Origin of the sequence: Capnocytophaga gingivalis ATCC 33624, assembly GCF_000174755.1 — a bacterium.
Taxonomy (GTDB): Bacteria; Bacteroidota; Bacteroidia; order Flavobacteriales; family Flavobacteriaceae; genus Capnocytophaga; species Capnocytophaga gingivalis.
In genome coordinates this window covers 72,969-85,490 of the sequence record NZ_ACLQ01000035.1, presented here as the reverse complement: position 1 = coordinate 85,490, position 12,522 = coordinate 72,969, and the positions used below count along the sequence as shown (strand labels likewise).

At 40.8% G+C, this 12,522-nt stretch carries 7 protein-coding genes; 3 read left to right on the top strand and 4 right to left on the bottom strand.

From position 1 onward, the window contains the following. Positions 1-32: 32 nt before the first annotated feature. From CAPGI0001_RS11710 to CAPGI0001_RS11700, 3 genes are all read left to right on the top strand, one after another. Entirely contained in the window at positions 33-479 is a 447-nt protein-coding gene (locus CAPGI0001_RS11710; RefSeq protein WP_002670720.1) for a hypothetical protein, read from the top strand. Positions 480-559: 80 nt separating this feature from the next. Then, the gene (gene purL, locus CAPGI0001_RS11705) at positions 560-4,231 is read left to right on the top strand and encodes a phosphoribosylformylglycinamidine synthase (protein ID WP_002670437.1); all 3,672 of its coding nucleotides are present in this window, start codon (positions 560-562) and stop codon (positions 4,229-4,231) included. 7 nt (positions 4,232-4,238) lie between these two features. Further along, positions 4,239-5,141 carry an NADPH-dependent FMN reductase family protein gene (locus CAPGI0001_RS11700; protein WP_002670462.1) on the top strand — a complete coding sequence of 301 codons (903 nt, stop codon included), beginning with the start codon at positions 4,239-4,241 and terminating at the stop codon, positions 5,139-5,141. A gap of 198 nt (positions 5,142-5,339) precedes the next feature. Here CAPGI0001_RS11700 and CAPGI0001_RS11695 read toward each other — a convergent pair whose 3' ends face one another. The 4 genes from CAPGI0001_RS11695 to CAPGI0001_RS11680 are packed head-to-tail and all read right to left on the bottom strand — an operon-like array spanning position 5,340 to position 12,447. Further along, on the bottom strand, positions 5,340-6,536 hold the full coding sequence (locus tag CAPGI0001_RS11695) for an HmuY family protein (protein ID WP_155813486.1): 1,197 nt from the start codon (positions 6,534-6,536) through the stop codon (positions 5,340-5,342). A 12-nt stretch (positions 6,537-6,548) separates the two neighbouring features. Beyond that, a complete protein-coding gene (locus CAPGI0001_RS11690) occupies positions 6,549-8,651 on the bottom strand; it encodes a TonB-dependent receptor plug domain-containing protein (protein WP_002670447.1) in 2,103 nt (700 codons plus the stop codon). Continuing rightward, complete coding sequence (locus CAPGI0001_RS11685; protein ID WP_002670588.1) at positions 8,644-9,516, bottom strand: lipocalin-like domain-containing protein; 873 nt, start codon at positions 9,514-9,516, stop codon at positions 8,644-8,646. Before CAPGI0001_RS11685 ends, CAPGI0001_RS11690 begins: the two co-directional genes overlap by 8 nt. Before the next feature lie 12 nt (positions 9,517-9,528). Beyond that, positions 9,529-12,447: a leucine-rich repeat domain-containing protein gene (locus CAPGI0001_RS11680; RefSeq protein WP_002670417.1), complete on the bottom strand. Its 2,919-nt coding sequence runs from the start codon at positions 12,445-12,447 to the stop codon at positions 9,529-9,531. Between the last annotated feature and the right edge of the window lie 75 nt (positions 12,448-12,522).

Below are 12,522 nucleotides of genomic sequence, written 5' to 3'. Positions count from 1 at the left end.
TATCTTTGTGCCTTAATCCAAAATGAAGTTTTATGAAAGCAACATTTCTACTTCCTATAATAGCTGTTTCTTTTGCAGCTTGTAACAACGCCACTCCAAATCAATCTGAAAACACTACAGAAACCCCTGAAGTTACTCAGGAAGTTCCTGTGGTAGGAGGTGATAGGGACGAACACGGCTGTATAGGAAGTGCAGGATATACATGGAGTGTGCTCCGAGGGGAGTGTATACAAGTGTTTGAAGTAGGTACACGCCTCAATCCTGTGGATGTGAAGGAAGAGGAAGCTGTAATTAGTGCTTTTATTGTCTCCAAAGAAGGTGACAACAGCCAAGTAGAGTTATTCATCACAAATGAAAACCAAAATCCGATCTTAAAACACGAAGCTGATGGAACTTACAAAGGGGGTAAATATCTCTATAATCCTAAGAAACAAGAACTTTCCATTGATGGAAGAGTAACTTATACTGCGAAAAACTAACCTATCAATGACGAATAACAAACTAAGTCGTTTGTCATTCGTCATTAATCATTAATCATTGACCATTAATCATTGAAAAAATGCTTCTTTTCTTTAAAAACCCAAAAAACACTATCTATGTGGTAGCTACCGAAGCTGCCCTTACTGAGACTGATCTTAACAAACTTAAATGGCTGTTTGGTAATGCTGAGCAACTCGATCAGCAAACGCTTCAAGGTACTTTCATCGGACCCCGTGCGGCGATGATTACCCCTTGGAGTACCAATGCGGTAGAAATTACTCAAAATATGGATATTCACGGGATAACTCGTATCGAGGAGTTCCGCGAGGTAGCCGAACCCAATACGCCTTTCGACCCTATGCTCTTTGAGCGATACAACGGTCTTACTCAAGATAGCTTTACTATCGACATTCAACCGCAAACAACACTCGAAATCGATGATATCGAGGCGTATAATCAGCAAGAGGGGCTTGCGCTAAGCGCTGAAGAAGTTGCCTACTTAGAAAATTTATCTAAACAACTGGGGCGCAAACTCACCGACTCGGAAGTCTTTGGATTCTCGCAAATCAACTCCGAACACTGCCGCCATAAAATTTTCAATGGTACTTTTGTCATCGATGGTGAGGAAAAACCTTCTACCCTCTTCAAACTCATTAAAAAGACATCACAAGAACACCCTAATAGCATTGTTTCGGCTTATAAGGACAATGTGGCTTTCATCCAAGGGGCTACCGTAGACCAGTTCGCACCCAAAAGTGCCGATAAACCCGATTTCTACGAGGTAAAACCTTTTGAGGCAGTGCTCTCCCTCAAAGCCGAAACTCATAACTTCCCCACTACCGTAGAGCCTTTCAACGGGGCTGCTACAGGCTCGGGAGGTGAAATACGCGACCGCCTCGCGGGCGGACAAGGTTCTTTGCCATTGGCAGGTACGGCTGTGTATATGACGGCTTACCCCCGATTAGAAGAAGACCGCCCTTGGGAAAAAGGAATGGCAGAGCGTAAATGGCTCTACCAAACACCAATGGATATCCTCATTAAAGCCTCTAATGGGGCAAGCGATTTTGGTAATAAATTTGGGCAACCACTCATTACAGGTTCGCTTTTCACTTTTGAACACGAAGAAGGCGGGCGCAAATTAGGTTTTGACAAGGTGATTATGCGAGCAGGAGGCGTGGGTTATGCCAAAGCCTCACAAGCCATAAAGCACACCCCCAAGGAAGGCGACAAAATAGTTATCTTAGGCGGTGAAAACTACCGCATCGGTATGGGTGGCGCGGCAGTATCATCTGCCAATACGGGGGCTTTTGGCGCAGGTATTGAGCTGAATGCCGTACAGCGTTCTAACCCCGAGATGCAAAAACGCACTGCCAATGCGATCCGCGCAATGGTAGAATCGGACGAGAACCCTATCGTTTCTATACACGACCACGGGGCTGGTGGACACCTCAACTGCCTTTCTGAACTTATTGAAGAAACCGGTGGTAAAATAGATTTGGATAAACTGCCTGTAGGCGACCCTACCTTATCGGATAAAGAGATTATAGGCAATGAATCTCAAGAGCGTATGGGACTGGTATTGCCCGAAAAGGCTATTGCCAAACTAAAAACCATTGCCGACCGCGAGCGTGCGCCTATGTACGAAGTGGGTGTGGTTACCAGCGACAAGCATTTCAGCATTGCCTCTGCAAAAAAAGGCACCCACCCAATGGATTTAGACCTCAGTGCGCTCTTTGGCAGTTCGCCAAAAACCGTAATGACCGATGAAACTGTCATTACTAACTACCAAGAGCTACACTACTATGCAAGTCAGTTACAGAACTATTTGGTACAAGTACTGCAATTAGAAAGTGTGGCTTGTAAGGACTGGCTTACTAACAAGGTAGACCGTTGTGTAGGGGGCAAAGTCGCCAAACAGCAATGTGCAGGCGCACTACAACTCCCCTTGAACAACGTAGGGGTGATGGCTTTGGACTACAATGGCAAAGAAGGAATTGCTACCAGCATAGGTCATTCGCCTCTTACGGCACTCATCAGCCCTACTGCAGGTAGCCGCAATGCTATTGCCGAAGCACTTACTAATATCGTTTGGGCGCCACTAAAAGACGGCTTGCAAAGTGTATCACTTTCAGCCAACTGGATGTGGGCGTGCCGCAATAAAGGAGAAGACGCCCGTTTGTACGAAGCTGTAGAAGCCGCTTCTAATTTCGCAATTGAATTGGGTATCAATATCCCTACTGGTAAAGATTCCCTATCAATGAAACAAAAATACCCCGAAGGAGGTGATGTGATTGCCCCTGGTACGGTAATTATTTCGGCGGCTGCCCATTGTAATGAGGTACAAAAAGTGGTAGAACCCGTACTCAAACGCAATGGAGGCAATATTTATTATATCAACTTCTCAGGCGCTCATTTTGAATTAGGGGGTTCGGCTTTTGCCCAAGTGTTAAACAAAATAGGCGATAAAGCCCCTACCGTAACAGATGCCGAAGGCTTTAAAACAGCTTTCAACGTAGTACAATCTCTGATAAAAGAAGGTAAAATACAAGCAGGACACGACATTGGTAGCGGCGGACTTATCACAACGCTCTTAGAAATGTGTTTTGCCGAAAACGACTTAGGGGCTACCATCGATTTGAGCGGACTCTCTGCCGATGAAGACCTTGTCAAAACCCTATTTGCAGAAAATGCAGGGGTGGTAATACAAGCCGATAGCAGCATTGAAGCCATTTTGGAAGCACACTTCTTAGAATGGGCGAATATAGGCGAAGTAACTACTTCACAAGAACTTACCATTCACCATTTCGGTAGAGACTATCATTTCAACATCCCCGAATTGCGCGATGTGTGGTATCTCACTTCTTATCTGTTAGACAAACAGCAAACGCAAAACGACAAGGCAACCGAGCGTTATCAAAACTATTCTGAACAGCCTTTACAATACACTTTCCCAGCACATTTCACGGGCGAAAAACCCGCACGCCCCGCAGGCAAACGCCCAGTAGCGGCAGTGATACGTGAAAAGGGTAGCAACTCCGAGCGCGAAATGGCAAATGCCCTTTACTTAGCAGGCTTTGATGTGAAAGACGTGCATACCACCGACCTTATCAGCGGACGTGAAACTTTGGAAGATGTACAATTTATAGGGGCTGTAGGTGGTTTCTCTAACTCCGATGTGTTAGGCAGTGCCAAAGGTTGGGCAGGGGCTTTGCTCTACAACGAGCAGGCTAAAAAAGCATTGGATAACTTCTTTGCCCGCCCCGATACCCTTTCAGTAGGTATCTGCAATGGCTGTCAGTTGTTTATGGAATTAGAGGTCATCAATCCTGAGCACACTGAACACGGAAAAATGTGGCATAATGATAGTGGCAAGCACGAAAGTGGCTTTGTATCAGTAACCATTCCTGAGAACAACTCGGTGATGCTCTCCACCCTTGCCGGTAGTACCTTAGGGGTATGGATATCAAACGGCGAAGGGAAATTCCACTTGCCATTGGCAGAAACCGAATATAATATTGTAGGTAAATACGCTTATCAGGAGTACCCTGCCAACCCTAATGGCTCTGATTACAACACGGCTATGCTATGCGACAAATCAGGACGCCATTTGGTAACGATGCCTCACATAGAGCGTTCGCTTTTCCCTTGGCAATGGGCGTACTATCCGAGTGAAAAAACAGCGGTTAGCCCTTGGTTAGAGGCATTTATCAATGCCCGCGAGTGGATAGAGGCGCGTAATGCAGAGAAATAGAATTCGGATGAAACGTATATTAGTCATATATTACACCCAGTCAGGTCAACTCAAGGAAATAGCGGATAATTTTGTAGCTCCTTTTCAAAAACAAGGGATACTTGTAGATTTCTATGAGATACAAATGGAGACTCCTTATCCTTTTCCATGGACAAATGAGAGTTTTTTTGGGGCTTTTCCAGAGTCTTTTTTAGAGTTACCTCAACCAATAAAGGCAATGCCTCCTGATATCGAGACACAAGAATATGATCTTGTGGTTTTAGCCTACCAAGTATGGTATCTTTCCCCATCTATTCCGGTGACTTCCTTTCTTAAAAGTGAGCAAGCACGAGCACTTTTGGAGGGAAAACCAGTAGTAACTCTTTCAGGGACTCGTAATATGTGGATAAAAGCACAAGAGAAAGTGCGAAGTATGCTTGTGAAGAAGGGTGCCTGTATAGTTGCTAATATTGCTCTTACTGATCGCCATTATAACCATATCAGTGTGCTGACAATTGTTCATTGGCTCTTTACAGGCAAGAAAGATAAGTACTTAGGTGTTTTCCCTCTACCAGGAGTTTCTCAGAAGGATATAACCAATGCTACTCAATACGGAGAATTGGTTTTAAACCATTCACAAAAAGGAGAGTATCAGCAGTCTTTACAAAAAGAGATTGTTGCTCAAGGGGGGGTACAAGTAAAGCCTTTTCTACTCTCAGCTGAAAAGAAAGCTAATCGTTTGTTTAGAATTTGGGCAAGAGCTATTTATCAGAGTCCCCGGAGGAAGTTTCTTCTTAAGTGTTTCCATGCATATCTGTACTTTGCTATATGGATACTAATGCCTATTGTATGGCTCTTCTACTGGCTTACCTATCCGCTTTTCTATAAGAAGATAAGGAGAGATTGTAAGGAAGTAGCCGAGAGGTGCTAAAAAAGAGACTGTCCGAAAAGTCTTGTTTTTAGCGGGCAAATTGCATCACATACTCCGCTTGTTCGCGGACTTTGCCCCTACAACAGAATCTAAAATACCTGATTTTCAATAGAATAAAATATAAAAATATTCAATTTAAACTTTTGAAAGACAATATTTTAGACTTTTCAGACAGCCTTTTTGTTTTACCCTTTGTCTCTACTTTAGCAACTCATATTCGAAGGCAGGGTAACCACGCTCTCCTTTATCATTTTTCATAGATAATATCTTGAGCTTGAAGTAGTTTCCATCTCCATCTTTGATAAGATAAAATAACTCATTTCTTATAAGAGCTCCCAATTGATTATCACGCCAATTTCTACCTATAATCATCTGGTTATTATATTTTTCTAAAGAAAAATTAATTTTCAAGGCTTTCTCCTTCGTATAAGCGCTATATTCAACATTACGCTTTTCTTCACTCTTATCAGAGGATTGAAATATAGTAGCTTTCGTTTGGCCATGTAGGTTACTGATAATCATATCAGGAAAAAAAGTAGTACTATTAAAAGGAGAACCTATTTTCTCTTTTTCAGTACTGAACCAACTAGTAGAGGGGGTAAAGCATAGATCCCAATCCTTCTTTTTGGGTTGTACTTGTACGGTTTTTCCAGTGGAGAGGTTTAGGAAAACAAAGTTATAATCTGCATTTTTAGAGATAGTAACAGTTTTGATATCTTTGAGTTCATCATTTTTGGCATAAGAGATCTCATATCCATTACCACTTCTTTTTACACGTATCTTCATAAAACCTCGGTGTGCTCCTTGTAGGTTTATACCTCCAGTTTCAGGAGTAGTGGTACTTATCTCATTCCCAAGGTTTAGGAGGTATACTTTATTTTCTTCTTCCTTTTCAGAAATCTGTGCAATAGCCGTACCGGTTCCTTTTAGTCCTGCTTCTTCTTGTAGGATACCTCTAGGATCATCAATTAGGTGATCGGCAATAGGTTTTCGAGAAGGTAGCTTAGGGTCATCATCAAAGAGAATTTCAGATACAGGAGCTACAAACTTGTGTATATCGGTAAAAGGAGTTTCCTTTACCGTCATAGCAATAGAGGGATTTAGGATAACCCTGAAATCGTCTCCACAATAGAAAGCCAAGTCCCAAGCATCTCTTCTTATGGAAGTCATTTTCCCAGAACTGAGATCTACATATACCTGATTGGGTTCGTTAGCTCCACCTACTTCAGGGAGTAGGGTATATGCCTTACCTGCTTCTATAAGATTCTTCTCAGGAGAAGGGGTAGGAGCTGGGGAGGGGGTAGGGGGAAGCGGTTTTTTCTCCGTTTCATCTGCTTTAGAGCAGTTTACCAATAGCCCTCCAATGAGGGAGAGCATCAAAAAATATTTTCTCATATCTTTATGTAATTAATTTATATTCAGGTTATAAGTAAGCTTTAGAAAATAGTTTCGTCCATTTCCCATAGGAAAGTTAAGTCGCACTTTTTCCCCAGCCATAGTTTTTTGATACAGTCCCACATCCATAGTATTAAGTACATTTCGTGAGCCTAAGGTGATTTCTAACTTTCGCTGAAAGCATCTTTTTTGTATAGAAACATCCAACCACCCATAGGGGTCTAAGTCAGCTATGACATATCCTGTACTGGACATTTGCCACATCTGAGACTTTCCTACGAATTTGTAATAAGCTGAAAAAGAAGTGTTCCACTTCTCTACTGTATAGGAAAGGCTAGCATTGGCATTGATATTCAGTAGGTAGCGATCATCAGTCCTATAGCGTTCTGTATCAATTTTTTGAGAAATCCAAGTAAAAGCACCTCTTAGAGAAGCCTCCCAGGCTGATAGCTTTAGACTGTGAGAGGTAGAGAGGTTATAGCTTGTGTACTTACTGATATTGATATATTGCGTATGTGGCATTCCATTGGTCATATCCAAGAGTACACTATGGATTTTGTCCTTGATATTGTTATAATCAAGCCCTAAGCTCTGGGTTAGTACCCCTTCCTCTCTTATGAGAGAAGTTTTTTTGATACTGGTCTCTGCCGAGAGGCCTTTTTCAGGAAGTAGGTTTTCATTTCCTAAGAAAGCATGCCCTAAGAAGACACTCTTAGTATATAGTTCCTCAAAGCTGGGAGTTCTATAGGATTTTCCTACAGAAGCCCTCCATTCCCAATGGTTATCAAGAGTCCATCTGCTACCCAAGGAATAAGCATATTGGTTCTGAAAAAGACGCTGGAAGGAAACTCTGCCCCCAGGGCGAAGGGAAAAATGATCAGAAAGATGCCATTCTAATACAGAATATAGGTCATAGTTATCCACCTGTCGCTCTACTTCCTTGAGGGTTTGTCCTTGATCAGTGATCAAGGAGAATCCGGTATTACGTGTCAGTTCATACCCCATTTGCCAGAGGAGTTTCTTGTGGGCTAAGGGACGACTTACACTTCCGGTGGAGTAGAATACCCGCATCGAATGTGTTTTTCTTTCCTTATTATTGATTTCCTTTTGATACTCGATCATATAGCGAAACTCTTCTTCTTTGCGTTCTTGGTATTGGTAAGAAAAAGAAACATTATAGAGCCACTTAGAGAGTGCTCCATTGAGATTCAGATGATGGAAATAGCGCAAATAAAAATCACGACGGTCATCCCCAAAATGATAACTTCTGTAGAGCGGACTAAAGGTAGATTCAGCAGTGCGATCATAAGCCTCAAACCGTTCGTTCATATATTCAAACTTATAGAGGAGCTTTAGCTTATCTTTTCGATAGCTAAGTAGAGCATTGCTCTGTAGGCTCTCATAGGGAGAGGTGCGATACCCTCTTTTCCCATCTGTTTGGAAATAGTTTTTTCCATGATATCCATTCCAAAATCCTTGATACTTATTATGAGTACTTCCCAAGGAGAAAAACCAAGAATCATTTAGGCTATGAGAGGCCTTGAAGGTTTGTATATGTCGTCCCTTATTCGAAAGATTGTATTCGGAACCAATACTTTCTTCCTGTATGGTATAGCCCACTTCCCAACGATGTTTATTTGATTTCTTAGTAATGATGTTGAGTATACCCGTGACAGCATTAGCTCCATGGGTGACCCCCATAGCTCCCTCTACAATTTCGATACGTTCTACATCGTCCAAGTTCACCTGTGAAAGGTCTGTATTATTACCAAAACCATTCTCACTGACTAAGGGGATATTATCTACCAGAACCTTGAAATAGTTTTCTCCTAATCCCATCATGGATACTGTCTGTTTTCCAGTATTGACATTGGGAAGCACTGTGATATTGACATATTGGTTGAGCACATCAGCGAGGTTTACTGCACCCATTTTTTGAATCTGTTCCTTGCTAATGACCTGTACATTCTTAACAGATTTCTTAATCGATTGGGGTTCTATTTGAGCAGATACGACCACAGAATCCAAAGAATACATCTTATCTTTTTCTTCTTGAGAGAGGAGGATATATGGGAATAAAGAGAAAAATAAGGTGAAAAAAATCCTATTACTCATCAGTATATTTCTTTTCTTTTCTATAAAATTTCTGTTCTAAATCCCCATTGGCTATATATCCAAACAGTTCCAAAGTGCCATCATTGAGGAAGAATTCTCGGTTACCTTTGAATCCATTTCTTTTGGAGGTAACGATGATTTTACTCAGATCTTCAGAAATCTCATATGCTCCTTGGTAAATGACTTCTTTACACTGTAAGCTACCCAAATCATATTGATAGATTTTGATATCTGTATCTGTAAATATGATCTTTTCTTTAGTCATACATTGTCCATTTTCCAGTATATCATTGTAATCATATCCCGCTCTTTTTAAGTGATGAATATACCAAGTACCCACCAATTCCTTTTTAGGATTGTATAGGTAATGCTTTTTATAGGTGGTAGTTACTGTGATAGTTTTTCCATCTTTCTGTTTTAGAGGGAAACTAAGGGTAAGAATATTTTCCTGAATCTGATAGGTGTAAGTCTCTTTTTGGGTTCCTTCTGTAAGGGTAAGTTGATCCTTCTGAATACTTACGGTATATTGGTGAGAATTATGTTTGCATTCTCCCAATTCTTTGTCTAAGTAATAAGAAACTTCTGATGCTTTGTACTCTTTGGAAAAGGTAATAGAGGATTGTCGCTTACAGTTGGAGAGTTCTCTCTCCAAAGGATCATTGCTATCTTTGATAGAAAGCAAGCGCCATTCTCCTTCGAGTAATTCCTCAGGGGTCTTCTCCTTGGTAGGGGGAGTAGGAGGTATAGGTGTAGGCTGAGGCTTCTCTGGTGTAGGCTTGCCAGGGTTTTCTTTTCCTTGAGAGTTCTCCTTTTGACAAGCAAATAGTAGTAAGGAAAGTAACGGAAGTATATATATTTTTTTCATCTTTATAAGTAATTATTTTCTTATTTTTCTATTAGTTAGCTCAGAAATAGGCTTTATTTTGTTTTTATAAAGTTCCCAGTCCATATCATTTTTGTAGGATTCTACAAGAGAATCAGGTACATAGATGGCAACTAAGTTTTCTATATACCCCATGGCCATATGTAAGGAGCAAACAGAGGTGTGTCTGAGAATAATGGTTCTTAATGAAGTACAGCCATTAAAAGCTTCTCCATTGATCTTGCGAACAGAGGAAGGTATATCCAAACGTCGGAGGTTTCTACAGTCAGAGAAGGCGCCTCTTGCTATCTCATCTAAGTTATTTCCTTGCAATTTAACAGATTCTAAGAGGGAACAATGAGCGAAAGCATCAGAATCTATATACTCAAGGCTACTGGGTAAAACTATCTTTTTTAGCTGTGTAAGTCCTTTGAAAGCCCCTTCGCCTATCATTCCTATATTTTTTAGTGCGGGAATCTGGGTGAAATCCACCTCTTCAGTACTCATATCCAGCCATTTGTTAAGAGTATATCCATCCGCTTCGAATTGTTTCTCCATAGTAGCGGGGAGTATCGTAATGGTGAGTTTACGAGACTCATAGTTTTTGGCTTCTTCATTGTCCTCGGAATCATGATCCTTGTCGTCATTTTTGTCTTTCTCTTCACTAACACTATTGAGGTCACGTACATAGAGTGTTTCTTCTCCCTTGGCTTTTCCCTTGATAGTAAGTGTTCCTGCTTGGTTAAGGGTTAGTTCTACATAAGGGCTGGAGGTTTTACTTAGTTCATATTTTCCATTGCCGGTGATAGTTACAGTCTTTGTCTCACCTACTTTCACATGTATGGTAGAAGGGGAGATATGAAAGGGAACCAAAGCTTGTGTAACTTTTACAGTAAGCTCAAGGGTCTTATTGGCACGCTCGTCTTTGATAGAGATACTTCCACTACCTACAGTTTTCCCTTTGAAGGTAATCAGATGTTCGCTCTGGGAGACTACCTCTACCAAAGAGTTTTGACTTATCTGGTAACGTCCTCCTCCCTCTATAGCAATGGATTGAGTTTGCCCTACTTTGATATTCAAAGTACTAGGATTGATACTAAAAGGCCTTAGGACAGCAATATGTAAGGGCAGTTCCTTGTTCGCCTTTTTGTCTTTTATCTTAATGGTTTCTTCTCCTGCTTTTACTGCTTTTACAGTAAGCGTTTTCTTATCATCTGATAGGGTAAGCTGTGCGATTTGGCAGTTTCCTATCTCATAATCTTCATTTCCTTGTAGGATTACTCTTTTCTCTTCGTTCATCTTTAGAGTGAGTTGGCTTGCAGATAGGCTAAATTCTTTGATAGAGGGTGCTGCGGCCATTACTTTGATACTTAGGGTAGCTGACAGATTGGCTTTCTTATCCTTGATAACCACTTGTGTATCTCCCTCTTGTAATCCCTTGACTATAAGTTTCTTTTTATCTCCAGAAAGACTCAGGGTTACATGAGTATTGGTAGGGATTTCATAGTCTCCATTGCCATCTATGATAACTTCTTTGCTCTGCCCAACAGTAAGAGTTAATTGCTTGGGAGAAAGTGTAAAAGAATTGAGTACTGTGATAGAGATTTCTACTTTCTCTTTGGTTATCTTATCCACAATGGTAGCTTTGAAAGCGCCTACTTTTTTTCCTCGGATACCTAATATTTTCTGATTGTTAGTGATTCCAATGAACGCAATTTCTTTAGAGCTCTCTGATCTTTCGAGATCATAATCATCGTTTCCAGATACAATTTCTAACTGTTTTACCTCCTCTACAAAAAGAGTTACCTCAGTAGGGCGGATAATTAAGTGCTTGAATTCCCTGTTTTTGTTGATAATAGTAGCGTAGTTATGCCATCCTTCTTTGTCACGATAGGTCTGGGTCACATGCTCAGGAACAAAGATATTCTGTAGGGTAGAGGAGGGGAAAGGTTCTATCGCTTGTTGTGTTTGGGAGTCTATGCCAAACTTCAGGGCAGGTGGGAGGGTGGCTTCTATTTTAATAGTCTTCAGGGCTGTTTCTTGGAAAGCCGCTAAGCTGATAAGGGTCACATTCTTAGGAATTGTAATTTCAGTAAGCTCTTTATTGCCAGCAAAAGCCTGCTGGTTAATTGTCAGTAGGTTCTCAGGGAAATGTATTTCCTTGAGCCCTGCATCAGCAAAAGCAAGAATACCTATCTCATTAATTGTGTTAGGAAGGTGTAAGGTACTAAGGCTCTTACATTCTTCAAAAGCTCTTTTAGGAATAGAGGTAAAGGAATCATTTTCAGGAAGTGTAACTTCCTTTAGTGCTGTACAACCAGCAAAAGCACCTTCACCTATAGAAGTTATAGAATTAGGTAGCTTGATAGTCTCTAATTTGGATACCTTTGCAAAGCTTTCCTTAGAGAGGAAAACAATCTTTTCATGAAGTGTAATTTTCTTTAGGGTACTATTTTCCTTGAAAGCACCTTGTCCGATAGAAGTAATTTCTTTGAGAATAGGGTCAGAAGAAAGGTCAAGTTCTTCCAAATGAGTATCATTCCACTTAAGCAGTGTTTTTTTGTCTTCACTCAAGGTATAGTAAGAAGGAGGAATGATTGCTTGTATGGAGATAGTAAGATCTGTCTTGCTGAGCAGATCAGTGACAGAGGCGGTTGTAGTACCTGACTTAAGAGCTTTTATAAGGATATTTTGATTTTCGTTGTTTAGAGTGATTTCTACAATTTCCTTACTTTCAGTACTTTGATTAATTCTATATGAGCCATTGCCAGAGCTAATGGTAAGTGTTGTAGTTTCTCCTATGGGTACTTTTACCTCGGTAGGGGTAAGTTCGAACGGCTTCAAAGAAGCGTTGTTTTTGGATTCCTCTTTGCTACAATTGAGGATAAGAATAGCTGTGAAAATGGCTAAACTGGCTAAGAATACTTTTTTCATAAAGTGATAGTTGGAATTAAAAAATAGAAGAATGATTAGGGGCTGACTTAGCCTACATCAGTGTAGGCTAAGTCA

Bases quoted from the DNA above. Each gene is read 5' to 3' on its own strand.
- CAPGI0001_RS11710 (WP_002670720.1), top strand. From the start codon at position 33: ATGAAAGCAACATTTCTACTTCCTATAATAGCTGTTTCTTTTGCAGCT.
- purL (WP_002670437.1), top strand. From the start codon at position 560: ATGCTTCTTTTCTTTAAAAACCCAAAAAACACTATCTATGTGGTAGCT.
- CAPGI0001_RS11700 (WP_002670462.1), top strand. From the start codon at position 4,239: ATGAAACGTATATTAGTCATATATTACACCCAGTCAGGTCAACTCAAG.
- CAPGI0001_RS11695 (WP_155813486.1), bottom strand. From the start codon at position 6,536: ATGAGAAAATATTTTTTGATGCTCTCCCTCATTGGAGGGCTATTGGTA.
- CAPGI0001_RS11690 (WP_002670447.1), bottom strand. From the start codon at position 8,651: ATGAGTAATAGGATTTTTTTCACCTTATTTTTCTCTTTATTCCCATAT.
- CAPGI0001_RS11685 (WP_002670588.1), bottom strand. From the start codon at position 9,516: ATGAAAAAAATATATATACTTCCGTTACTTTCCTTACTACTATTTGCT.
- CAPGI0001_RS11680 (WP_002670417.1), bottom strand. From the start codon at position 12,447: ATGAAAAAAGTATTCTTAGCCAGTTTAGCCATTTTCACAGCTATTCTT.